Annotated in this window: 18 protein-coding genes; 7 read left to right on the top strand and 11 right to left on the bottom strand. The window is 33.2% G+C overall.

Translation table 11 applies throughout. The features are described 5' to 3' along the window. The first annotated feature begins 43 nt into the window (after positions 1–43). Entirely contained in the window at positions 44–673 is a 630-nt protein-coding gene (locus tag BM296_RS10140; protein ID WP_091902882.1) for a chloramphenicol acetyltransferase, read from the top strand. On the opposite strand, the gene BM296_RS10135 is transcribed toward BM296_RS10140, so the two are convergent. Next, positions 674–2,902: an FUSC family protein gene (locus tag BM296_RS10135; protein WP_245786994.1), complete on the bottom strand. Its 2,229-nt coding sequence runs from the start codon at positions 2,900–2,902 to the stop codon at positions 674–676. A 136-nt stretch (positions 2,903–3,038) separates the two neighbouring features. After that, the gene (locus tag BM296_RS10130; protein ID WP_091902881.1) at positions 3,039–4,205 is read right to left on the bottom strand and encodes a glycosyltransferase; all 1,167 of its coding nucleotides are present in this window, start codon (positions 4,203–4,205) and stop codon (positions 3,039–3,041) included. A gap of 457 nt (positions 4,206–4,662) precedes the next feature. Here BM296_RS10130 and BM296_RS10125 point away from each other — a divergent pair, with 457 nt between their 5' ends. The 3 genes from BM296_RS10125 to BM296_RS10115 are packed head-to-tail and all read left to right on the top strand — an operon-like array spanning position 4,663 to position 10,523. Then, positions 4,663–7,752, top strand: a complete 3,090-nt coding sequence (locus BM296_RS10125; RefSeq protein WP_091902880.1) for a putative glycosyltransferase family protein — start codon at positions 4,663–4,665, stop codon at positions 7,750–7,752. 1 nt (position 7,753) lies between these two features. Further along, entirely contained in the window at positions 7,754–9,001 is a 1,248-nt protein-coding gene (locus tag BM296_RS10120) for a hypothetical protein (protein ID WP_091902879.1), read from the top strand. Further along, on the top strand, positions 8,982–10,523 hold the full coding sequence (locus tag BM296_RS10115) for a glycoside hydrolase family 2 TIM barrel-domain containing protein (RefSeq protein WP_091902878.1): 1,542 nt from the start codon (positions 8,982–8,984) through the stop codon (positions 10,521–10,523). The genes BM296_RS10120 and BM296_RS10115 overlap by 20 nt, the downstream gene beginning before the upstream one ends. 115 nt (positions 10,524–10,638) lie before the next feature. On the opposite strand, the gene BM296_RS10110 is transcribed toward BM296_RS10115, so the two are convergent. The 5 genes from BM296_RS10110 to BM296_RS10090 form a co-directional block, all read right to left on the bottom strand. Further along, complete coding sequence (locus tag BM296_RS10110) at positions 10,639–11,868, bottom strand: glycosyltransferase (RefSeq protein ID WP_091902877.1); 1,230 nt, start codon at positions 11,866–11,868, stop codon at positions 10,639–10,641. Between the two features lie 12 nt (positions 11,869–11,880). Beyond that, the gene (locus BM296_RS10105; protein ID WP_091902876.1) at positions 11,881–13,155 is read right to left on the bottom strand and encodes an MATE family efflux transporter; all 1,275 of its coding nucleotides are present in this window, start codon (positions 13,153–13,155) and stop codon (positions 11,881–11,883) included. Positions 13,156–13,194: 39 nt separating this feature from the next. Continuing rightward, positions 13,195–14,334 (bottom strand): response regulator, encoded by a 1,140-nt coding sequence (locus tag BM296_RS10100; protein WP_091902875.1) that lies wholly within the window; start codon positions 14,332–14,334, stop codon positions 13,195–13,197. Between the two features lie 257 nt (positions 14,335–14,591). Further along, positions 14,592–15,821, bottom strand: a complete 1,230-nt coding sequence (locus tag BM296_RS10095; RefSeq protein WP_091902874.1) for a glycosyltransferase — start codon at positions 15,819–15,821, stop codon at positions 14,592–14,594. A gap of 249 nt (positions 15,822–16,070) precedes the next feature. Beyond that, complete coding sequence (locus BM296_RS10090; protein WP_177214942.1) at positions 16,071–17,318, bottom strand: oligosaccharide flippase family protein; 1,248 nt, start codon at positions 17,316–17,318, stop codon at positions 16,071–16,073. A 225-nt stretch (positions 17,319–17,543) separates the two neighbouring features. Here BM296_RS10090 and BM296_RS10085 point away from each other — a divergent pair, with 225 nt between their 5' ends. From BM296_RS10085 to BM296_RS10075, 3 genes are all read left to right on the top strand, one after another. Next, a complete protein-coding gene (locus BM296_RS10085) occupies positions 17,544–19,604 on the top strand; it encodes a tetratricopeptide repeat protein (RefSeq protein WP_091902873.1) in 2,061 nt (686 codons plus the stop codon). Positions 19,605–19,872: 268 nt separating this feature from the next. Further along, positions 19,873–21,660: a sensor histidine kinase gene (locus tag BM296_RS10080; RefSeq protein ID WP_091902872.1), complete on the top strand. Its 1,788-nt coding sequence runs from the start codon at positions 19,873–19,875 to the stop codon at positions 21,658–21,660. Between the two features lies 1 nt (position 21,661). Beyond that, positions 21,662–22,075 (top strand): response regulator, encoded by a 414-nt coding sequence (locus BM296_RS10075; RefSeq protein ID WP_091902871.1) that lies wholly within the window; start codon positions 21,662–21,664, stop codon positions 22,073–22,075. Between the two features lie 13 nt (positions 22,076–22,088). On the opposite strand, the gene BM296_RS10070 is transcribed toward BM296_RS10075, so the two are convergent. The 4 genes from BM296_RS10070 to BM296_RS10055 are packed head-to-tail and all read right to left on the bottom strand — an operon-like array spanning position 22,089 to position 25,311. Continuing rightward, positions 22,089–22,799: a LytR/AlgR family response regulator transcription factor gene (locus BM296_RS10070; protein ID WP_091902870.1), complete on the bottom strand. Its 711-nt coding sequence runs from the start codon at positions 22,797–22,799 to the stop codon at positions 22,089–22,091. Further along, positions 22,800–23,120 (bottom strand): hypothetical protein, encoded by a 321-nt coding sequence (locus BM296_RS10065; RefSeq protein ID WP_036145450.1) that lies wholly within the window; start codon positions 23,118–23,120, stop codon positions 22,800–22,802. It lies immediately after the preceding gene. Then, positions 23,117–24,181 carry a sensor histidine kinase gene (locus BM296_RS10060; RefSeq protein ID WP_091902869.1) on the bottom strand — a complete coding sequence of 355 codons (1,065 nt, stop codon included), beginning with the start codon at positions 24,179–24,181 and terminating at the stop codon, positions 23,117–23,119. Before BM296_RS10060 ends, BM296_RS10065 begins: the two co-directional genes overlap by 4 nt. Continuing rightward, positions 24,181–25,311 (bottom strand): FIST signal transduction protein, encoded by a 1,131-nt coding sequence (locus tag BM296_RS10055; protein ID WP_091902868.1) that lies wholly within the window; start codon positions 25,309–25,311, stop codon positions 24,181–24,183. Before BM296_RS10055 ends, BM296_RS10060 begins: the two co-directional genes overlap by 1 nt. Positions 25,312–25,322: the final 11 nt, after the last annotated feature.

The following is a 25,322-nucleotide window of genomic DNA, read 5'->3' as shown; positions in this document are numbered from 1 at the left end:
TTTACTCCTCTTCAACTTTTAAAAAATCAACAGACCAACGACAATGCGAAAAGAAATAAACATTAAAGAATGGTACAGAAAAGATCATTTTGAATTTTTCTCTAAGTTCAGTGAGCCATTTTTTGGTGTTACAGCTAAAATTGATTGTAAGTTAGCCTATAAAATTTCAAAAGAAAATGGCTATTCCTTCTTTTTATATTATCTGCACAAAACGCTAGTAACCGCCAATAAAATAGAACCGTTTAGATATCGAATTATTGATGGTAAACTATTTGAATATGAAGCAATAAATGCATCACCAACTATAAACCGTGAAAATGGTTCTTTTGGATTTTCATATTTAGATTATCATGAAGATTTTAAAACCTTCTGCGACTTAGCTGCACCAAGAATTGAAGAGGTAAGAAATTCTAATAGTTTAATGCCCGCACTATCGGGTGAAAACGTAATTCATTTTTCAGCATTACCCTGGATAGATTTCACCTCTCTTTCACACGCCAGACATTATGATTTTCCTGACAGTTGCCCTAAAATAAGTTTCGGTAAAATGGTAACGGAAAATGATAAGCAATTGATGTCCGTTTCCGTTCACGTGCACCATGGATTAATGGACGGTTTACATGTTGGGCAATTCTTTGAGAAACTTCAAGAACTAATGAATGAGAATAATTAACTACTTTAAGCTCAAGGTTAGTTTCATCATATTAGAACTCAAAGAAAACAGCCAACGCAATTGTTCCCATATCAATTGTTCCTCTTGATGATTCCGTTTTAACGCGCCATTATCATCGGCACTTAAATTTACCTGATCAGATTCGAATTTTGGCAATTGTTTTTCAAAAGAAATCACGGCATCAAAATTTGGCTTCTGGTCTCCTGTCGCTTCCTTAGACAACGATTGAAGTACCATAGAAAGGTTTTCATCGATCTTCGTTATAATAGTATTAAAACGCTCAGATGCCTCGGTAGTTGTATGGTGTTGAATGTAAATACTCAACGATGCCAATGATGATAAAAAGTTATGGTTCAATTCAACCAACTCATAAATCTTATTCAAATTCTTCTGCTTTGAATGCGGTTCTTGGGTCATTCGTTGAAATGCCGAACTTAGGTTAGAAGTTTCTAAAAAAGCATTTTTACGTGCCAGTCTATAACTTGTGGGTACTCTGCCTTTTTGTATATAATAATCCGCAATTTTAGATAAATATACCCTGTTCGCTTCTACACTTTTAGTTACATCTTTTCGTATTTCTTGAAAGCCCCAGCTTGGCCATAAAAACAAAAATCCTAAGTAAGACAACCCTGCTCCTAACAACGTATCTAGTATTCGATATTGAATAACCGTCATAACATCGGGTTGTAGAATACCATAAATAAATACGATACTTAAAGTGATATATATGGCAGATGCTTTATAATTTTTCTGCAGCATTGAAAGTGCAATTACAAAAGAGATCAATGCCAATACTGCGTACACATATACATCTTGTATTAGAAAAACTATAACCGTAGCGATAACACCACCAATCATAGTACCAATTGTTCTGTCTTTAGAACGTGTTTTAGTAAGACCGTAATTAGGTCTCATAATCAAAATAATGGTTAAAAGAATCCAATACGGATTCTGAAACGAAAACAAATTGCCTAGAATAAAACCAATCATTAAGGTTACTGCCAAACGTAACGAATGTCTAAATATGGTAGACCTAAAACTTAGATTTCGTAATAATATACTCGGACTATAATCTTGAGAAATCAAAAAACGTTTCAGAATTTCTTTGTCAATAAATTCTTCTGAAGCAACATCATGATCGCTTAATAGCCATTTTATTCTTTTTAGCTTATCAAATTGCTTTTCTTGATATTCCAATAAATTTTGAAACATGATAAATGCCTCATAAGCCTTTACTTCTTTAATTTTGTCCAGCTCTAAAATCTTAATTCGAATGTCTTCAAAAAGGGCTGTTAAACCATCATGCTTTGGTATTTGATTTGGCTTATTACCTATTTCTGAAATTAATTGCAATTGATTTGCCATCTCAAAAATCAGATTTTGAAAATGGGTGATAAACTCAGGATGCAATTTAAATTGATCATCCATCTTTATATAGTTGACAGGGTTGGCACCTGAAGTTTCTAACATTTCTATAAGTTGCGCCAATACCAAAACACGCTTACCATTGTATACCGATATACCAGAGTTTTTTCGAGATAGAATTAAAATTTCACGTAAGATATCGTGCTGTTCTGTAAGTTGACTCTGTAATAAGAACAAGCTTTCTTGTAACTTTTTTCTATTGGATTGTTGGTCAATTAGCGTTCCACGTTTCTTTAAAAGTTTAGCTGTATTACCTATGGTTTCATACAAAACCTCTTCTGTTTGCCCTTTCGGGTTTATTTTAAACCATAATAAGGACAACCCTAAATACCAGAGACTACCAAGACCAACCAATAGCGAATATTCATAAATCTCCAATTTATCGGGAGTATGGGCAAAACTTAAAATCAATGCTAAAAGACCAGAGAAACTAATAAGCGAGGCTCTAAACCCGTAGGCAGAAATAAAGGAAATGGCAAAACTCATCAATCCTAAAATGACAAGAGAAAGCCAAGGAGAATAATGTAAATAGCCACCTATAAAACTTACAACCATTACCAACGCACCTGAAAAGAGTATGCCTAGAACTTTGTGCCGTTGACTACCATGAACATCACTAGGAGAACACCAAAAAGCACCAAAGCAAATAGCGACTCCAATTTCTGTATACCCTGTTAAAACCCCAATGGCGATAGGTATAATAACCGCAATTACGGTAAGCACAGATTTAGTAAAATTAGTGCTGACCAGAAATTGAACCAGTTCTTTAAAATAAACAGAAATGTAATGTTGAATTTTTTCCAATACCAATAAAATCAAGCACAAAGATACACTTTGGTAAAAGAAGCAATTAACCCTAAAAAAACAAAAAGTGTTGAGCAATTAAACCTCAACACCTATTCTATACTTGAAATTATGTGAACCTAAATTTTAAGTAACATTACCTATAATGAACTGCTATTTGAGCTAGTTGACCAACAATTTTAACGGAGTCTTTCATAGATAGTTTAGAACCATCTGCATGTATCCATCTTTTTAACGGTTGCTCACAAATCATGCTCTTTACCTCTGTTTTACCAAAATACTTTTTCATTCTCATAAAAAGTTCCACATCAAATAGCCATTTGGTAACAAATTTTTTATTGAACATTTTAGAAGCAACTTCACGGTCCATTACCTTGGCACCACATTGTGTGTCTTTAAATGGCATCCCTAAAATGGTTTGGATAATAAAATTAATAGTCATACTAATTACCTTACGGGCTGACTCTTTTGTAATATTTGCTCCCATTCTTGAGATACGAGAACCGCTTACTATTTTAAAGTCCGATTGCTCAATTGTTTTTACCAAATCATCGAAATCTCTAAAATCGGTAGATAAATCTGCATCTAAAAATCCTATATAATCAAATTGCTCATCTTTAACGAGATTAAGTATTCCTTGACGTACCGCTTCTGCCTTACCTCCATTTTGTTCGCAATTGTAGATACTTATATTAGAAGGATTTTCTTTTTGTAGTTTCTGTAGTACAGCCATGGTATTATCTGTACTTCCATCATTTACAAAACATAGATGGTAGCCTAAATTTTTATGGGCGAAGTTTTTAAACTCTTCACTTGATAGTCTTGTCTCTTCATTATAACATGGAATTACAACTCCCACACAATTTTTCTGCAACATGCGTGTGTCAGATATTGTTGTGGTAGTTCCCGCCTTATTTTCTGGAGCTCCAATAATTCTCTTTATTCTAGCAGCCATTTCATCTAGACTTACCGGTTTTTTCATGTAATCATTAACCCCTAAATCAAAATTTTTCATGATAAGAGCCTCATCGGTATTACCGGACATTACTAAAATAGGTGTATCATTTCTCATAAATACACGAATGTATTTAACCACTTCTGTACCCGTACATGAAACCAATTCTGTTCCACACATTTCTGGCATATTCATATCTAATAAAACCAAGTCTGGTTTAAATGAATCGAACAATCTAATACCTGTTTCAATTGAATTCGCTGTCTTTACTTCATAACCTAATTCTGATAATCGTTTTTCAACAGATAGTAAAATTAATTTTTGGTCATCTATGGCTAAGATTTTCATAGGTAAGATTTTAGTTAGTTTTTGGTTACTTTATATAGTTATGCCGTAAAAGTACTTTTCAGATACGTTGATTTTGGACCCGAAAAGATGACTAACGTTTTTCTGTAGACGAATGGTTTTATTAGTTCGGTGGCTCATTGCCTAGAAAATAAACAATAAGCATATCTTTGTATCGATATATTTTCTTACAAAAATAAATTCATATAAAAATGGAGACTTGCTTATACCAACCTCTTTTCATTTCTATTGACCTTTATAATTTGATTATTAAGACAGTATATATTTTGAAAACTTTTACTTTTTAAAAGATTTGACATAAACTATTTGAAGATTTCAAAATTACAGCTCGCGGTATTGTAGGTATTCTATTATTAAAATATTAAACGTTCGCTTTTAATTGTAATCTCCATCTCATATATTTAATACCTTTAGGTAGAATTTGATTCTAATATAAACTTTGGAAAAAAAAACCAACACCCTCTTAATATTAGCTTTAATTGTAGGGCTAGCTTTCCATGGTTCTGCTATATTCTTTACGTTAGAATCAACCTATGACGCATTAATCCATTTATTTTTCGCCGACCATTATGCCAATAGTTGGTTTGATCCATGGGAATATAGATGGTACACAGGTTTTACGGTACAATCTTATCCGCCATTAGTGCATCAACTCATTGGCATACTTTCTTACATAGGTGGTCTAAAATTTGGAATGTATACAGTTGCATTAATTGCCATTGTATTGTTTATAACAGGCGCTTATAGGTTTACCCTATTAATGACTGGTAGTCGTAGAATAGCAGGTTACGGTGCTGTAATGGCCGTTTTTTCATCCACGTTTGTAGAAACACTACATATTTTTGGGCAGTTACCCAGTATTTCGGCATTATCTATATTACTTCATGCCATGACAGAAATATACCTGTATATCAAAACAGGTAAAACTAGATATTTCATTACATCGGCAACTATGTTAGCGGTAACGGTTACATCTCATCATGTTACTCCCCTATTTGGAATGGTATTTTTTATAGCTCCATTAATGGGTATGGCAGTTATGGATGCAGCTAGAGAAAAAGTAGCATCATATAAAGCGCTTACATTTAAAGTATTTTGGGCTACTACCCTTCAGCACTTTTGGCGAATTGCCAAATTTGGTGGTACGGCAATATTTTTATTAATATTCTGTATTTTTCCTTATTGGTACAACTCAAAAAGAAACCCTATTACCCAAGTTGCCATACCTCATGGATCTCGGGATAATTTCTTGGAAATAACTTCATCTGGGCTCGTATTTTTTATAATTCCGTGGGGAGTATTTCTGTTTATCATACCCTATTTCTTTTACAGATATTTTAGTAAAAGATATGTGTTCTTCGGTTTATCTTTTGCACTATTAACCATATTAGGAACTGGTGGCACTACCCCTATTCCGCGTTTAATGTTAGGTGAAATGGCTTTTAATATCCTAACCTTAGATAGATTTACATTATGGGCTACCATTATGGCACTTCCCATATTTGCTGAATTTGCCTACAGAATGGTAGAAGGTGATTTAAAAACCTTAATACAAACAAAATTCGGAGGAGTATATCATAGGGTATTAGGCGGATTAATTGCCGGAGGAATGCTGTTTATGGTTCTCTTTACCATGACCTTAGGATATTTTAGACCCTCTCAACCTGCAAAAATAAAAATGCTACCCATAGTTAACTTTTTAGGAGCAGATTCTCATGATTCTTGGCGTTATCTTCCCTTGGGTTTTGGTGATCAAATGGCTTGGCTTTCTGCGCAAACTGGGGCAATGACAGTTGATGGAAATTATCACTCTGCACGTAGATTACCCGAACTTACCACAAGAGCCATAGAACGCATAGAAAACTCCAAATTTAGAGGTGTAGAAGGTATTGGTTCATTGCAGCAGTTTTTAACCGTACCAGAAAAATATAATTTAAAGTACATTTTCTCCAATGATAAATTCTATGACCCCATACTTTATTATTGTGGTTGGCAAAGATTACAACAATTAGAAAATGGCATTATGGTTTGGGAGAAATTAAATGTGGCTCCCATACCCCAAATTATGCCTAAGCAAGATGTACCCACCATCATGAAAATTATGTGGGGCGTAATACCATTGCTTACGGTATTAATAGCCATTTTTGTAAATATTCAAATGATTTGGATACGGTTATTAAAGTCTAAAAAAGTTCCTGAACATTCGTTCATGAAATTAGAATTACCGTACAAAAAGTTCCCTTCTAAGCTTTTAACCTTCTCTCATTGGTGGGCATTAGGTATCCTTATATGCATGGGATACGGTATGTTTATTTTTTATGTAAAAAATGTAACGCAACTATCTCCAAACAATGTGGTGGAATCTTATTATGATGCATTGGATTTTAAGGAATTCTCTAGAGCTCATTCATATCTAGACCCAGAAGAAAATATAGATATAGCACAGTATATGCTAGAGGTTTCGGTTACTGATGGTATTTTAAGTTCGTATGCAAAACTAGATTCATTAGGAATTGAAATTTATGATGAAACTGAAAATAGCGCAAAAGCAAAAGTAGCCACTCGATGGATTACTCCGCTAGAAAACGTATTTAATAATGACTATCACGAGCTTATAAAAAGGAAAAATAAGTGGTATCTAAAATCTTCAAAAGTTGATAACGATATTCCGCCAGATCAGCTTTTTACGGCTAATAGCACAACCTATTATAACCACGGCAGAAGAAAAATTACTACCCAAGAGACCTATCACGAAGATGTTTTAAAGCAACCCGTTTTAGAAATTCTATCGGCTAAATTGGTGAAATACAAAGGGCAGTACAGTATTATTGGTGAGCTTCAAAATGTGGATAATACACCGGCAGATATTGTTATAAAAGCAACGTTGTATAATGACAATAACAAAGAGCTGGCCAATTACAATGCCAAGCATCAAATTAAGCATAAATTAATGCCTAAGGAAACCACCACATTTAAAATAAACTTTGAAGGTATAGCTTGGTCCTCTACGAAAGATACCTTGCCACCAACATTTGATCCAGATCAATTTACACCGGTAAGTTTTGAGGAGCAACCAACAAAGTTCAACTTGCAATCTGCTGGCAACACTGCTAATACAGATTTATACAAACATGTAGCTTTACAAGATTTGGAATATAACGAACAGGGTTTTAATGGTGTTTTATTTAACTCTGGGGTACAAGAGGTTACCATACCTCAATTAATAATTTCTTATTACGATGCCAATAGCCAACTACTTTGGGTAGATCATAAATTTGTAACCGAAGGTGTTCGTATACAGCGAAAGCAATTTTTTAATTATAAACCTTTAGACTTAGATAGTCTAGAAATCATTAGCAGTAGTCTAGAAAATTGTTTCGTTAATGGCTCACCAAACAAAGCGATAGCTGATAAAATATTCCCCAATAGAAAGGTTATACATGAGAAGAAACAAACACAACCTTTTAAAGGAAAAGGTTATGAGTTTATAAAATTTGAAATAAACAGTTATATAGGTAATCCTAAATAATATGCGCATTAAAATTTTAATCATTTTAAGTCTTATATTATTTGGCTGTTCTAACAAAATAGAAGAACAGCCAAAAGAATTTGACTATCCTAAAATTGAGCCAGTTTCCGAGATTAGTTCTAGTGTGGCTGGCGATGCCGTTTCCTTATCTTTCAAGACGGATGCGCTCAAAGAAAATCTAAAATTACAAATAAAGAATGCCTACGGAAACGCGATTTTATCACCAGAAAATACAGAAGACCAACTCGTAATCTTTAAAATTCCAAAAAACTTTACAAGAATTGCGGGTCCATGTAGATGGAAGGTTTTACTAAATGGTCATACTTTACGAGAGGGAAAGTTTGATATTGCCACGAATACACCAAAAGCCACGTATATAGAATCTTACTTTGGACCACGAAGTGTAACTGCAGGTAACAATGATTTTTCTATGTTGACCATATCACCTACAGACGCTTATGACAACCCATTAGATGACGGAACGGAAGTAACCGTTAAATATCAATTTCAAGAAAATATAGAAGAGCAAAAAATAATTACCGAAAGTTTTTATGCCTTTTACAATGTTAGGTCAACATTAGAATCAGGCAGAATTTTGGTGTCATCAGAATGTAACGGGGTTACCTCTAAGGAGCTTGCTACCATCGTCTACCCTTCTAATGCTACAGATTTTACCATAAGTAGCTCTAGTGCACATGACTTTGCAGATGGCAATCAAATCATCACATTTACATCTGATATCATAAAAGATGAATTCGGAAATATGGTTACCAATGGTACACTTGTCACCTTTGTTATCAAAAATGAGAATAATGCTCACTTATACACTATAGGCACAACTATTAATGGTATTGCCGAAGCTAAGACCTTACACCCAGATAAAGCATCGAAATGGGAAATACAGGCTTTTGTTACAGGGGCAGCAGAGAGTAATATAACAGAATACACTTTTAAAGCGGCAATAAAAGATTATCCTGTGCATTTTTCTAAAGGAAATAGAAATATAGCTATTGGTCCGTTTGAAAGTTTTATGAAACAGCTTATACCTGATGGTCTTTTACTAAAATTAGATATTTATGACACGAAAGGTGTTTTTATAACATCTAAGAAAACAACGACCAAAAACGGAGTTTGTAATATTTTCTTAGGCGAACATTTTCTTAAAGAAGGCGATTATATATTAAAAATAAAGGCTGCAGGTATTACTAAAGAATTTACAAAGAATTTACATGGCGATACAGTTAAATAAGGTATTATACAGAACTGTGCTGATAGTTACTTTCTTAGCTATAAACGCACTTGTCTTATATGGAATTGGGGCTGCGTGGGCATTTATGAATACAGGTGCGGACAAGACTTCTATGTTGCATTTAGAAGTCCCAATGGAAGATGTGTATATGCCAAGTTTAAAATGGTCTAGTTTGGATAATCCAGGTCGCCAAATGGAGCAACAAGCCTTAGGAGAAATCACGAACGATTATATGAATGCTTGGCATGTTCGTAATATCTCATATAAAAAAAATGATCCTTACGGTATAGAAGATTTTTATACTGATAGCGCAAGGGTACGATTGTACGATAATATAGATTTAAATAAAAAGAACAATCACTGGTACAAGCGCACTACATTAAACCATAACTCTTCTTTAGATTTTTATACCGCAGATGGCACCATGGTGGTATTCAAAGATTATAATGTTGAAGAATACCAAGAAATTTATGAAGGTGAAACCCTACTCACCAAAGAAAAAGATACTACCAGCTACCAAGTAATGATGCTTTTAGAGGATGGTTTTTGGCGTATTAGACACTTAAAAGAAATACCTGCACCAGCAGATACAGCTACAATAGCACCAAGAAATATAAAGGATAAACTTAAAAAAATTGAAAACATAAAAGGGATTAATTACTATCCAAAAGATTCTCCATGGGATACCTTCGGGAAAAGATTTAACGATAGTATAATTGATTTAGATTTTAAGATCATTCAGAATATGGGTCTAAATACGATTCGTGTATTTGTACAGTATGAAGATTTCGGAAAAAACCGTGTAGATTATAAAAAGCTCAACCTTCTTAAAACCTTATTAGATACCGCAGCAAAAAATGAATTAGACGTAGTAATTACGTTATTCGATTTCTATGGCGATTATGACGTTTCTAATTGGACACTTACCCATAGACATGCCGAAAGCATAGTAAATGCTGTAAAAGATCATCCCGCTCTATTAGGATGGGATATAAAAAACGAACCAGATTTAGACTTCGACTCTAGAGGAAAACAACGCGTTTTGTCTTGGTTAGAACAAATGATCGAGAATATAAAAAAATGGGATAAAAATCACCCAGTTTCCATAGGTTGGTCTTCACCAGAAGCGGCTATAGAACTTGGAGATAAAGTTGATTTTGTATCCTATCACTATTACAGGGATATCGAAGATTTTAAAAAAGCACATGATACGCTTAAAGCTGCAATAAGCGACAAACCTATAGTGCTTCAAGAATATGGTATGTCTTCCTACAAAGGCGCATGGAACTTATATAAGGGTGCAAATGAAGAGGGGCAACGAGATTATTATAAAGAGATTCAACCAATATTGAAGGATAACAATATTCCCTATATGTTTTGGACTTTATATGACTTTAAAAAAGTACCTACCTCTGTAGCAGGTAGCCTACCCTGGAAAACTAAAAAACAACATTACTTTGGTTGCTTAGATACCTTAGGCAATAAGAAACCTGCATACTCAGAATTATTGATAAAAAAATAGAATAATTGAAACAAGTTCTATTTAAACTTACCTCAAATTCAAGTAAAGGACATCAGTATTTTAAATAAAAAAGGCTGGTTAAAAACCAGCCCTTTCATACTAACCATATCAATTCTTAATGAACCAATTTCTTCTCCATAGTTGATATATCAATATTGAAACCAGTTTCTTTTGATTTCTGGATTGCCTTAAAGTAATCTATATACATTTGCGTAATTGTAGACATTGGTAAAGAGCAAGCTGCTTTGTAATTTTGTTTTGCCAATTGTATTCTATAGGCATCGTCTGTAATAATTTTTTCAATAGCATCTGCCAAAGACGAAGTACTGTGAGCATCAAAGAACTCTCCGGTATAGCCTTCCTCTTTTACTAAAACACTAAGATCTCCTAAATCTGGTAAGGCAACAGCGTTACCATAGCTACCAGCTTGGTGCAAAACACCAGAACTGCCCGTAGTAGAAGTATAAGGAAAAACAGTAACTGCGCTTTCTCCAAATATTTTAGGCACATCTTCTTCTGCTACATAACCTGTGTATCTAATTTGAGGTACATGGCTATATTTTTGTTTCATTTCTTCTAAGTAACCTGGCGTATTTGGACTATCTGTACCTGCAATTACAATTTCTATATCTTCATTGGTTCTTGCTCTAATTTCTTCAACCGCTTCAATAAGTATTTCTACTTTTTTATACGTACCAAATTTTCCGAAAGCCATCACCTTTTTTGGACCAGCCGGAAGTTTAAAGTCTGGCTCTGGTGGAGTTTCAAAAGCGCCATGCGGAATTAATGCTACATTCTTAACCTTATATTTATCTTCTAGCGTTGTCACATATTTACTTATAGTAACGGCAAGAATATTTGACGCCAATACAAATTTGGTCAACGTTGTACCAATTAAATTATAGATACTCTGTAATAGCTTGTTTTTAGTAAAACCTGCATTTTCTAAATCAACCTGTTCTAGAATATTATGTAAAAGTGATATAGTTGGTATACCCTTAGACTTGCAAATAAATGGAAGCATTAGCCCTAGTGCCGCCGGTATTTTCTTATCTCCGAATTTTAAAAACTGAAGATTGAATAATACGGCATCTGGCTTTGTTTGCGAAATTGTCTTGCTAATACTAAAGATATTACTGTTGCTGTTAAAGCTCCAACATTCCTTTACCGTAATCTTACAACCGTTTTCTTCAAAGTTTAAATCTTTAGGTTCATCGGTTCGATCGGTAATCAAAATTAATTCGGTCACTTCTTCTTGAAGTCTAAAGTGTTTTACCAAGTAATAACCGTACTCTGTTAAAGTTACTTTACTAGGTGGATAGGCGGTTACGATTGCTAATTTCATTTGAACTAAATTTTAGTATACAGGGTTATTTTGTTTTTTTAAGGCTGATGAATCTTTCTTATTCTTGATGATGAAAAATAGTAACTGTGCCACCAATAGTATGACCATGGCAATAATTTGCATGTGAACTACGGTTTCAAGATTATCGTGATAAAGCATGATGAGTGCCACCTGAGAAAACCCTAATAAACCGGATAATATTACAGGCGAATATTGATTCAATGACAAAAAGTAATATGCGAAAATATTAGAGACTGCAAATAGTGATGTTGCCAAAGCATATTTCCAAAGTAAATGTGCAATAGACAAATAGGCATCACCGAACATTAACGTAATGATCAAATTCGGAAACAGAAAGCATACAAAAACTATAAAGGTCGATAAGCCACCAATAAAGAACACATACTTAAAAAGTACCGGAGCCGTTGGCTCGCCATCTTTTTGTTTTTGTATTACAGTTGGCATAAGTAGCATTACAAACATCCAAGCTACAAAATACACTACTCTACCAATTAATGCTAGAGATGAATATAAACCCGCATCCTTGTCATTGAAATAATGCTTTACCAATAGAATATCACTATTGTTAATGATAATCTGTGTAAGTTCATAACCAGCAGTTAGGCCAATAAAAATCCAGACTTGTCTTAAATCTACAGAAGCCAACTTACTTTTAGAAAATAGTTGAACTCCCTTAAAATCTGAAGGAAAAAGACCGAAAATAAACGACACAGCGATACCTACAGCAATTAAAACACCCGGTTCAAAGGGCACCAATAATAATAACGCAAAAGTAAGCAGTAACCTACTCCACATTTCCGTTTGGTATGTGCCCGCTAATTTTCTAAAATCATGCTTTCCCTGAAATCTTCCTCTATTAACGCTCATAACAAAGTATAGGGGAATAGCGACAGCAAAAATCATAAACATATAATGATTCTGCGTATTAAATAGCGCTTGTAAATTTTTTGAAAAAAGGAGTACGAGAATACCAGTAAAGACACCAAATACCAATGCATATCTATACATGGTATTCTTAAATGCCACCCAAGTTTCATCCGAAAATAGCACCGCAAATTTTGTAGTCGCTAATTGAAATGTCATGCCTACAAAAGATAGCACCAATAATAAGGTTACCAATAATGCCGCATCTGCAAAAGCTTCGGGACCTAAAAGTCTACCTAAAAGTAAATTATATAAATAATTACCACCATTTACCAGCAACGCACTACCCATAAACAATTGTTTAGGGGAAATTCGCTTAATTGCTAATCTTATTGCCGACATGATTTTGATAGGGTTTTCGGGGGTTTGGGGGAAATTAATTTATCTGTATACATAGGCGATTTTTGCCAATTGACCAACAATCTTTACAGAGTCTTTCATTGATAGTTTTGATCCATCTGCATGAATCCAACGTTTCAACGGTTGCTCACAAATAAGTTTTTTGGCTTCGACTTTACCATAATGCTTTCTCATCCTTATGAACATCTCCACATCAAAAAGCCACTTCGTTATGAATTTTTTTTCAAAAAGTAACGGAACTACTGAGCGGTCCATAACTTTTGCACCACATTGTGTATCATTAAAAGGCATTCTTAAAATGGTTCTAATAATAAGATTAATAGTCATACTAATAATCTTTCGGGCAGACTCTTTAGTGATATCCGCTCCCATTCTACTCATTCTAGAACCACTAACTATTTTAAAATCAGATTGATCCAATGTTTCCACTAAATCATCAAAATCTCTAAAATCAGTAGATAAATCGGCATCTAAAAAGCCTATATAGTCTAGTTGACTATCTTTTGCCATGTGTAGCATACCTTGGCGAACAGCTTCGGCCTTACCACCATTTTTCTCGCAATTATAGATACTAATATTGCTTTCGTTTCCTTTTTTCAGTTCTTCAAGAACTTCTAAAGTTTTATCTGTACTACCATCGTTTACAAAACATAGATGATACCCTAGATTATTATGTGCAAAATCTCTAAACTCTTTACCTAAAAGGCGTTCTTCTTCGTTATAACAAGGTATAACAACACCAACACAGTTTTTTTGGAGCATTCTAGCATTACCAGAAACTGTTTCACTTCCTTGAACGACAGGAGCGCCAATTAACCTTTTAATACGAGCTGCCATTTCAGATAAGCTCACAGGTTTTTTCATATAATCATCGATGCCCAAAGTAAAGCCATCCATAATTATTGTCTCATCAGTATTACCTGACATTATTAAAACAGGGGTATTTTTATCATTAATCTCTTTAATGTGTTTAACCACATCAAGACCAGACATATCTGGCATATTTATATCTACAAGAACCAAATCTGGCTCAAAAGCATCATATATTTCTATACCTTTTTTACCCGAATTGGCTGTCATTACATCATAACCTAATTCAGTAAGTCGCTTTTCAACCGATAATAAAATCAGTTGTTGATCATCAATAGTTAGTATTTTCATGATTTTACGCTAGTAAGATTTAACTTACATATAACGTATTATTTTATTAAAATTGTAAGTATCATGAAAATAAAATCAAAATAATTTTATTTAATTAAAATATAACTGACTGATTTACATACTACCATAGTTGTAGCAAATGAAAAAAATAATTGTAAGAATTTAGATGGAATTTGGTTTTGAAATTAATCTTAAATAAATAAAAAGGGAGTAGCTAACCACACTACCCCCTCTTTCACTAAACCTAACCAAAAAGTTTATACCGTTAATTCTTTTTCTATCGTAGGTACATCTAAAATGAAACCTTTGAATTTTGCTATTTGTAATACTTTAAAATACTCAACATACATTTTTGTAATATCTGACATAGGCAATGAACAAGCTGCTCTGTAATTTGCTTTAGCTAAATAGATTCTGTATGAATCATGTGCCAGAATATTTTCAATAGCATCTGCCAAAGATTCTGCACTCTCAGGTTCAAAAAATTCACCTTTATAACCTTCTTCCTTTACCAAAATACTTAAGTCTCCCAAATCTGGTAATGCAACCGCTTTACCGTAACTACCAGCTTGGTGAAGAACACCGGAACTACCCGTTGTAGATGTATATGGAAAAACAACCACGGCACTTTCACCAAAAATTACCGGTACATCTTCTTCTGCAACATAACCTGTAAAATGTAATTGTTCTACATACGCATATTTCTTTTTAATACCAGCTAAATAACCAGGGGTATTGGGACTATCTGTACCCGCAATTACTATTTCAATATCCTCATTGCTACGTTTTCTAATCAATTCAATAGCCTCGATCATAATCTCTACCTTTTTATAGGTACCAAACTTTCCAAAAGCCATAACTTTCTTTGGTCCTATGGGCAATCTATAGACAGGTTCTGGCGGAGTTTCAAAAGAACCATGTGGAATAAGTGCTACATTTCTAGACACATATTTGTCTTCTAGTATAGTCTGATATTTACTTATAGTTACCGCTACAACATCTGAAGCCAATACAAACCTGGTCAACATATTACCAATTGTGCCGTAAACCTTTTGCATCAATTTATTAGAAGTAATACCGGCATTTTCTAAATCTACTTGTTCCAAAATATTATGCAATAACGAAATAGTTGGTATACCCTTTAATTTGCACATTAATGGTAGCATTAAACCAAGTGCCGCTGGTATCTTTTTATCTCCAAATTTTAAGAACTGTAAGTTAAAAAGCACTGCATCTGGTTTAGTTTCTGTAATTACACGGTTAATTTTAAATAGGTTAGTGTAGTCATTAAAACTCCAACATTCTTTTACCGTAATCTTACATCCATCTTCATTAAAATTAAGATCTTTCTCTCCATCAGTCTTGTCGGTAATTAAAATTATTTCTGTTACTTCTTTTTGGAGTCTAAAATGTTTTACTAAGTGGTATCCGTATTCGGTTAAGGTCACTTTACTTGGGGGATAAGCAGTTACAATAGCAAGCTTCATAGGTTAAGGTTTAAATACTATTTGGGTTATTTATGATACAAATATCCAACTAAGAAGAAGATTTTTTAGGCTATTTTAGGTGGATGAAGATTTACTGTAGATGAATGGAATTAAACATTCGGTAAGCTATAAATTCAACTATACACACCATTATATCCAACATTAATTTCAATACACTATTCATCTATTTAGATTTGAATCTTAAAGTGCGAGATTTCTTTTGGACTATATTTTTTAAGTACAAAAGGGTTATATGGTCTTGTTCAGAATATTATTAGTGGTGAAATATAGTAGTTGAGCAACCAACAAGGCTACCATTGCTATGATTTGAACTTGAACTACCATATATAATGAACTATGAAAGAAAATAATCATGATTATTTGTGAAATTCCAAGAACACCAGAAAGAATAACAGGAACGTACTGATCTAATGATAAAAAGTAATATGCAAATAAATTAGAGATGGCAAACAAAGAGGTAGCAAGTGCATACTGCCATAATAATGGCGCCATAGAAATATAGGCGTCGCCAAACATTAATTGAATAATTAATTTTGGAAAAACGGCACAGCAGAAAATTATTGAAATTGCCAATACGGCCACATAGCTTACATACTTTATTAATATTGGTGCGGTTGCTTCACCATCTTTCTGTTTTTGAACCACAGCTGGTAACAATAGCATTACAAACATCCAAGCCACAAAATATACCACACGACCAATCATGGCCAATGAAGCATAAAGTCCTGCATTTACAGTGTCAAAATAATGCTTCACTAAAAGTACATCGCTATTATTAATAATTATTTGGGTAAGCTCGTAGCAAGCTGTTAATGCTATAAAACTGATGACTTTTCGTTTATTCTCCTTAGATAAAGAGACTTTCTTTTTTAAATTTTTTATACTAAAATTAGTAGGTATCAGTCCAAATACAAAAGAAAGAACAATACCTAATGAAACTAAGAAAGCTGGTGTAGTAGGTACTACCAATAAAAGTGCTAAAGTCAATATTAACCTACTCCACATTTCAGTTTGGTAAGTAATTGATAATTTTTGGTAGTCTTGATTTCCTTGGTACCTTCCTCTGTTTACAGACATAAAAAAATATAATGGTACCGATACGGCAAAAGTTTTAAACGGCAAGTCAGATTCTGTATGAAATAAAGTTTGTAGATGCCCCGCAAAGGCAAAAAGTAAAACACCTATTAGGGTTCCAAAACCTAAGGCATTGGTATATAAAAGTTGCTTAAAAGCGACCCAGTTATCACCAGTAAATAAGATTGCGAATTTTGCCGTGGCAAGTTGAAATGTCATTCCTAAAAAAGATAGTACTAGTAATAACGTAGTAAGTAAAGCAGCGTCACTATATGCTGCCGGACCAAGCAATCTACCTAATATAAGGTTATAGAGATAATTACCACCATTAACGACCAATACACTCCCCATAAATAATTTTTCGGGAGAAACTTTATTGAATACTAATTTAATTGCCGTCATGATTATGTTTTTTAGAGTCTAAACATTGACTTGGTTATACCTCAAATATCATGAAGGCTAGCGTTAATTTAATAGGCATTTAGGTAGGTGACCATTTACTATAGATGAATGGCAATTATCTTACTTCCGTTACGGAGAAGGCAATTTTATTTTTACAATATTAATTATGACAAATAAATTGCAATAATTACCGTTAGGTATTTGTAGTATTAATCTGACTTTTAAATGATTCGCAAAGTAATATTCCTTTTTTTATTCACCACTTCATTATTAAAGGCACAATCTGATATGACCAAAGGCTTTGGTTTATTAGAAAAAGGAGAGTTTCAAGAAGCTGAACTTTTTTTTCTAGAATACCTTAAAACCGACCCTGATAATAAAACAGCAAAACTTTGTTTTGGACGTGCAGTTGGCTTAAGTGGAGAACCGCAAAAAGCTACTAACTTATTTTCTGAGCTTTTAAAAGAGTATCCAGGTGATTTTGAGATATTAATAAATTATAACGAGTCATACCTATGGGCTAAAGAATATGAGCAAGCCAAACCATTATATGCAGATCTAGTAGAAAAATATCCAACAAAATTTGGTGCAGTTTTAGGGTACGCCAACACCTTAAGTAATCTAAAAGAATACAAATTAGCGTTAAGCTGGGTTGAAAAAGCTATTCAATTACAACCAGAAAACACGAGTGCAAAAATCTCTAGAAAGTTTATGAGATTAGGTTATGCCAACGAATTTGTAAACAACCAACAATATGGTAAAGGTGAACAGACATTAAAGAAAATATTTGAGGATTTCCCAGAAGATAAAGATGTTTTGATCAACTTGGCTAATTTATACCTTATTGTTAAAGAAGCCGATAAGGCAAAGGACATCTATATTAGATATGCAACTACACCCAAAGATTCTATTACCGCATTAAATGGTATTGCGCTAGCAGAACATATAGATGAAAATGATAAAGAAGCTTTAGAAATATCTAAAAGCGCTATTAGAAAAGTTGCAAAAATTGATGATGAGGCATTGACAGCTAGTACTTACGATCGTTATGTACAGGCATTAATATGGAATAGAAAATTTATTTCTGCAAAGAATAAGATTGATAGCCTAGAGACACATAACCCAAATAAAAATTGGATTTTAGCTTTAAAAGCTACATTAGGTTTATACACAGGAGATGCCAAGTCTAGCGTTGAAAGTTATGATAGAATATTAGTAAACGACAGTGCTTCTTTTGATGGAAATTTAGGTAAGGCAAATGCATTATTCGCTTCTGACAGAATTATTCCTGCCTATAATATGGCAAACTCAACTTTAAAATTTTATAAAAATCAGAAGGATGCCAAAGGTTTTATAGAAAAACTGAATTTAATGCATACCCCTACAATTGAGGAACATGCAGCCTATACTTTTGACAACGGTAATAATGTGGCATTTTTCACCAACACTACCGTTGATGTACCTTTTAGTACAAAATTTAGAACTACGGTTTCTTACTTTTTTCGAAATACAGAAAATAGTGTAACCGATAATAAAGCAACCTCTCATGTATTATTGGCCGGATTACAATACAAATTATTTCCTAAAACTGTTTTAAAAACGGTTATCGGTTTAAACAACTCTAGGTTTTTAGACGAAGCATATACACAACCAGTTTTAGATATTAAGTTAGATATGCAACCCTTTAAATTGCAAAACTTAACCCTTGGGTACCAACGAGAGGTACAAAGTTTTAATGCTGAATTAATAGAACGAGAAATTGTACAAAACCATTACGGACTTAATTATAACCTTGGTACAAATGTGAATTTTGGTTGGTATACACAACTTATGCACACCCAACAGAGTGATGATAACGTTAGAAATTTATTATTTACCTCTTTATATTATAATGTGCTGCGTAAACCTGCGTTGAAAATGGGTGTAAACTTCCAGTATATTACTTTTAAAGATCAACTACCTACCATATATTTTAGTCCAGAAGTGTATAAAGCAGTTGAAATATTTGCAGACATACGTGGTAACATCTCAGAAAAAACAACTTACATGGCTAGTGCTGCAACTGGTATACAGCAAGTAGAGGATGATGATAAAACTGCCATTTTTAGGGCTGAAGCTTCTGTGCAACGTCAATTTTCTAAACGTTTTAGCTTAAATATTTATGGTAAGTACAGTAATATTGCCTCTGCAACAGCAGCCGGATTCGAGTTTACCGAAATAGGTGTAAAAGCGAAATGGTTATTTCTAAAGAAACCACTTTTTTATAAAAGTTTAAACCTAGATTAAACAGCAGAAAAATAGTCCCTATTACTGCAATTTAATTTTTCAATTCTAGGTATAACCATACCCAAAAATCACCCTAAGTACTATATGGTAATATCTAATATAAAAATCTTACAAAAATTTATGTTATTTAATGCTAATCACTGGTTTTATCAGCCTAATTATAAATAAAAGATAATAATTTGTAAGAATTTTACCTATTTTAGCGTAAGAATACAAAATTCCCCCATTGTAGAATTATCATTGAAAATGAGACTCTAATTGAGTTTATATGTGGAAAAGAATTTTGAAAATGTTTATAGGGCTTTACCTTCCGTTGGTAGCCCTTTCTTTATATGTCTTTGCCTCTCAAAAGACAAAGCAAATAACTACGTTATCTGAGTTTCAAAAACGCGATGTTGAAATCAAAAAAACTTACTTTTTAGAGCAATGTAATGCCTTACTTGCAGATACCCATTATTGGGCAAACTTAGAATATCCGGTAAATTTTGATCCTATGGGAAAGCATACTGCTTTTATGGATCGATATATTGAATTGATCAAAGAAATAACAGATTATGATCAGTTTCGTTTTATAGACCTTAAAGGACAAGAGCTATATAGAGCCGTTCGTAATAACGCAGATTCCATTACCATTGGCAATTTACAGAATAAAGAAAACCAACAGTATGTAAAAGAAGGGCTAGCATTGAATAAAGATCAATTATACCTATCACAAATAAGCCTTAATAGGGAGCATGGAATTATTGAAAAACCCAATAAACCCGTAATTAGAGCCGTTGCGCCAATTTATGATACTACGGAAACCAGAATAGGTTTAGTGGTTATTAATTTTAAAATGAAAAGAGTACTAGACCAGCTAAAATCTAAAGTTGCCGATACAGAACTTTATTTATTAGACGAGAATCATAGATTAATTAGCTCTAGCTTACATGAAGAAGATTTACCTTATGAAACCGGCAGAGTTGATAACATATTTCCCAATAAATTAATTACCAGCATAAAAGGAATTACAAAAGACAGTACAATTATAGATGATGACCATATATGGCGAATGCAACCTGTAATTCTAAATGGAACGAAAAATTCGTTTGGGTCAATATCAAAACCACCTTCAGAAATCATTACGCCATCTAATTGGTATATGATTATTGAGATACCACCAAGACTTTTAAAAAAATACTTAGAACCATTGTATGATAGTTTAATTACGTTCAACGTAATAGCTATTGTAGGCTTACTAGCTTTATGCTATGTTTTTCAAAAAAAGAAAACCCAAAAAGAATTGTTCTATAAAGAACTTGAAAGTAAGAATATAATGCTGACTAGAAACAGTGATTTATTAGAAGAGAACAATGTAATGGTCAATGAAATGAATAACAGTTTGGAAATAAGAAACAAACAGTTAAGTGATTTCAATTATTTAATTTCTCACAACTTGCGTTCACCTGTAACTAGCATGTCGGTAATCGTCGATATGATACAAAAAGAAAAGAATCCAGAGATACTCAATCAGCTTCTCCCTAAACTTGATCAAATAGCAAAAAGTATTACTCACCTTACTGAAGATATTAATGACTATGTGTCTATTTTGGATAACCAAGAAGTTAAAATTGAAGATATAGACCTTAAGAAACTAATACTTGAAGTTAAAAATGAATTTACCGAAACTCTGTTAGATGATACCGGATTTGAAGTATTGATAAATTTGGATGCCTGGGATCATATTTCATATTCAAAATTTTATATGCAAAGCATCGTTCACAACTTTATTTCAAATTCTATAAAATACAAAAGAGACAATGTTGCGTCATACATAGAATTTAAATCTGCAATAGAAAACAAGCACAAAGTCTTATATGTAAGGGATAATGGTATTGGGTTGAATATGGAACGCCATGGTGACAACGTATTTAAGCTCTACAAAAGATTTCATAGAAATATTTCTGGCAAAGGTATGGGACTATTTCTGGTAAAATCTCAACTAGACGCGCTCAACGCAACCATAACAATTAATAGCAAAGAAGGAGTAGGAACCACGTTTAAACTAATATTTTAAAATGATTATAAAACCAAATATTTTACTCGTAGATGATGACGAACTGTATTTATATATAATGGAAAAAACCATTCATCAATTATCAAAAGATTTGGTGGTAAGCACATTTACAGATGGAGAACAAGCTGTTGAGTACATTTCTAAATGTACCGATGAAAAAGTTGAGCTTCCTGAAGTCATTTTCTTAGACATCAACATGCCATTCTTAGATGGATGGGGATTTTTAAACGAGTTTAAAAAACTTAAGGACAAAATTCATAATGACGTAAATATCTATATGGTAAGCTCTTCTATGCGTGATAGCGATATTAAAAGAGCCTCTGACTTTGAAGATTTAACAGGTTATGTTATTAAGCCTGTAAACAAGGTTCAATTAGCAGAAATCTTTAAAAAAATTTACCACGAAAATTGGTAGAATAATTTGATTGCTATAGTAGGTTTAATCGTCTCATTAATTCTGGACGATTAGATCGGCTTATAGGAACTACATTCTTCGCAATCAAAACGCTGTTATCCTCAATATCTATAATTTTAGTAAAATTTATTAAATATGACCGGTGTATCTGTAGAAATAGTTTCTCAGGTAGCTTTTCCTTAATTTTCTTTAAGGTCGTATGCACTCTATACTCCTCTTTTTCTGTTTTAACATCAATATAATCACCCTTAGCTTCTATCACTAAAATATCTTGGAGCTTAAGCTTTATTAATCTTCTATCAATATTAATATACAAATCTTCACCCTCTACAGCATCTTGTTTAGAATCTATTTTAGCTTGTGGCTTTTGGCTAGAAATACTTGAAATTTTGGCAATGCTCTTTTCAAACCTTTCTTGGGTAATAGGTTTTACCAAATAATCAACAATACATTCGTATTCATAGGCTGCAATAGCAAAATTTGTATCCGAAGTAGTTAAAACAATTTTTGGCGGATCCTTAAGTGTCTGTACAAAATCAACGCCACTAAAACCAGGCATATGAATATCTAAAAATATGACATCTATATCCTGTTGATTTAAAAATTTAATTGCAGATATGGCATTATCAAATTCTTCAATGACATCAAGCTCTGGTATTTTAGAACACAATTGTCTAACAATTGCCCTTGCCATAGCTTCATCATCAATAATAATACAGTTCATTTATATGGTTTTAATATATTCTTCAATAGTCTCTAAAATCTCATTGAATTTAGATTGGCTATCGTGCTTACCTTCTAATAATTCCATTTCGTAGACAACAGCCAACTTATAGGAATTTTCCATGCCCAGAATATTGAATTTGTGTTTTAATTTATGTACTATTTCGGCTGTTTCTTTTACTCTAGCATTAGACACATGACCAAAATACTCTTCTTTTTCTAGGGGGAACTCGTTCTTAATTATATCGATGAATTGACCTCTAAATTCAACATCGTCACCGGCAAGTTCATTTACATAATTAAGGTTAGGTTGATCTATCATGAATTCTTTTTTAAAGTTATAAAAAATGTAGTACCTACATTTTCTTCTGACTCCAACCATACATCACCTTCATAAAGAACTGCAATTTTCTTAACAATTGCAAGTCCTATTCCGGTTGCATTATTTGTTGTTTCTAATTTTTTAAACATTTCAAAAATTCCTTTTTGATGTTTAACCGCAATTCCTTTACCATTATCAGAAACACTAAATTTCCAATACACTTCATCTGGTTCGTAGCCAATTTTAATTATTCCTTTTTTTACATTTTCTGTCGCCGTAATAGCATTTGTAAACAAGTTCATGAACAATTGCTCTAAACGTGATTTTTCAAAAACCATCTGTGGCAACTCTTTAGGATACTCAAATATTATATTATCTGGAACATAAATTGTGCGTTCTATATCTTTTAAACTATCTTTTAAATTAAACGAAACCTTAAACTCTTCTGTTTCACCTAATGTAGCATGGCTTAGTATACCCGAAATAAGCTTATCCATCTTTGACAGGTTTTGAGATATTAACGAGCAGTTCTCTTTACTGGTGTCAGAGAATTTGTCTTTCTCATCTTGTATGATCCAACTCATTAGAGCATTAATGTTTCTAATAGGTGATTTTAAATCATGCGATACCATTTGCGCATAATTATTTAAAGACTCATTTTGGTTTTCTAAGCTGATTAGGAGTTTATCTTTTTCAACTGTCATCTGAGAAAACTGAGAAGCTAAATTACTTATGTAACCCGCCAAATGTTCTGCATTAAACTCATCTTGTATATTCTGACCAAATAATTGCTCCTCGTTTAAATTGTCTGTTAAACTACGAATGGCGTTTTCTAATGAATTTAAAATATTCTTTTGCTGCTCTGCTTCTTTCTGCAATTTCTTATTTGCATCAAAAAGTTCATCAGAGCTAATTGTCGAAGCCCTATGGAGCATAGAAAATTTATCATCGTAATTTTCATACGATTTTTCTATTGCCTCTAAAAACTTATCCATTTCCGGATTTGATTCTAGATCATTAGGTAAGTACTTTCGAATCTGTCTTTTTAATAGTGAATGCATTATTCGCTAAATAAAGTTAAGGTCATGGTCTGGTTATGTAGTTTACAACTATCTTGACCACTAAACGGAGCCATTTCTCCATAGGAATAAAACCCGCCAATTACGGTATCATCACCTATTACGGCTTTTACCTCTTCTATTTCTTCTTCCGTTCTTTGATCCATTACCAGTTTTCTACCAATACAACTTATTAATAATGCTAGCTCTGGAGGGTTCTTTCTATCCTTTATTGCTAATTCTGCGGCATGAAAAGCGCCATTTACAATATCATCTACAGATGACATCATTAATTGCACTCTAGCCCCTTCTGGAACATCGCCTGCAAGTGTCATAGTATTCTCTACCTCATCTATATTAAGAATAGTACGCACCAATGCTTCTGAATCTTGTGTTGCTTTTACGCTCAAAGGATATAGTAAAGCTGACTTAGGCAACTCTTTTGCTTTTTCACCTAAATAGGTTTTATATAAATCTAATGCCGGTTTACCATCTAACTCATAAAGTACATTACCATTAGATTTGGTTATTATACGTTCGGGTCCAAAAGTTGTCCACCCACCATAATTAGAACTAGTAATTTCTAAGGTTTCGCCATAAAAACCAATAGCTATAATTTCACCTTCTTTAGGGTTCTCGTTATAGGAAGCCAATGTTCGCTCAAAACGATCATCATCACCACAAAGTCCGCCAGAAAGTCCAAAACTGGTGTTTCCTAAATGTTCAATTCCTGCAATAAGTGCACTACCATTTACAGTACTACCTTCAGATATAACGAATAGGTGCCTTAAATTTTCTCTTGGGAATTCGGCCATAAGGCTCTTCCCTAATTTTTCATCATCGTTATTAAAATCGTCAACATTACTTCTTTTCACTAAAATTGAACTTTTTTCAAATTCAATTGCAGTTAATACAACACAGTTATCAAGAACGGTATTATCTATAATCTCACCTGATGTAGTACCAAATACAATATGTCCGTTGGGAAACATTTCTCTAACCTCTGCATAAATTTGATCACTTTCCAATAAATATCTATTACCAAAAACTAATACCAACGGCTCTTTTAACGCAACAGAATTATTGAGTTTAAAAGGTTTGTTAGGTTCTTTTATCGCCTGAACTATTTTCATTTATAGATATA

The sequence above is a fragment of the Maribacter stanieri genome (genome assembly GCF_900112245.1).
GTDB lineage: Bacteria > Bacteroidota > Bacteroidia > Flavobacteriales > Flavobacteriaceae > Maribacter > Maribacter stanieri.
This window is presented reverse-complemented; position numbering and strand designations above follow the sequence as displayed.

Excerpts from the sequence above, each read along its gene's own strand:
- BM296_RS10140 (WP_091902882.1), top strand. The coding sequence starts at position 44 with ATGCGAAAAGAAATAAACATTAAAGAATGGTACAGAAAAGATCATTTT.
- BM296_RS10130 (WP_091902881.1), bottom strand. The coding sequence starts at position 4,205 with ATGAAAATCTTAGCCATAGATGACCAAAAATTAATTTTACTATCTGTT.
- BM296_RS10120 (WP_091902879.1), top strand. The coding sequence starts at position 7,754 with ATGCGCATTAAAATTTTAATCATTTTAAGTCTTATATTATTTGGCTGT.
- BM296_RS10115 (WP_091902878.1), top strand. The coding sequence starts at position 8,982 with ATGGCGATACAGTTAAATAAGGTATTATACAGAACTGTGCTGATAGTT.
- BM296_RS10110 (WP_091902877.1), bottom strand. The coding sequence starts at position 11,868 with ATGAAATTAGCAATCGTAACCGCCTATCCACCTAGTAAAGTAACTTTA.
- BM296_RS10105 (WP_091902876.1), bottom strand. The coding sequence starts at position 13,155 with ATGTCGGCAATAAGATTAGCAATTAAGCGAATTTCCCCTAAACAATTG.
- BM296_RS10100 (WP_091902875.1), bottom strand. The coding sequence starts at position 14,334 with ATGAAAATACTAACTATTGATGATCAACAACTGATTTTATTATCGGTT.
- BM296_RS10095 (WP_091902874.1), bottom strand. The coding sequence starts at position 15,821 with ATGAAGCTTGCTATTGTAACTGCTTATCCCCCAAGTAAAGTGACCTTA.
- BM296_RS10090 (WP_177214942.1), bottom strand. The coding sequence starts at position 17,318 with ATGACGGCAATTAAATTAGTATTCAATAAAGTTTCTCCCGAAAAATTA.
- BM296_RS10085 (WP_091902873.1), top strand. The coding sequence starts at position 17,544 with ATGATTCGCAAAGTAATATTCCTTTTTTTATTCACCACTTCATTATTA.
- BM296_RS10080 (WP_091902872.1), top strand. The coding sequence starts at position 19,873 with ATGTGGAAAAGAATTTTGAAAATGTTTATAGGGCTTTACCTTCCGTTG.
- BM296_RS10075 (WP_091902871.1), top strand. The coding sequence starts at position 21,662 with ATGATTATAAAACCAAATATTTTACTCGTAGATGATGACGAACTGTAT.
- BM296_RS10070 (WP_091902870.1), bottom strand. The coding sequence starts at position 22,799 with ATGAACTGTATTATTATTGATGATGAAGCTATGGCAAGGGCAATTGTT.
- BM296_RS10065 (WP_036145450.1), bottom strand. The coding sequence starts at position 23,120 with ATGATAGATCAACCTAACCTTAATTATGTAAATGAACTTGCCGGTGAC.
- BM296_RS10060 (WP_091902869.1), bottom strand. The coding sequence starts at position 24,181 with ATGCATTCACTATTAAAAAGACAGATTCGAAAGTACTTACCTAATGAT.
- BM296_RS10055 (WP_091902868.1), bottom strand. The coding sequence starts at position 25,311 with ATGAAAATAGTTCAGGCGATAAAAGAACCTAACAAACCTTTTAAACTC.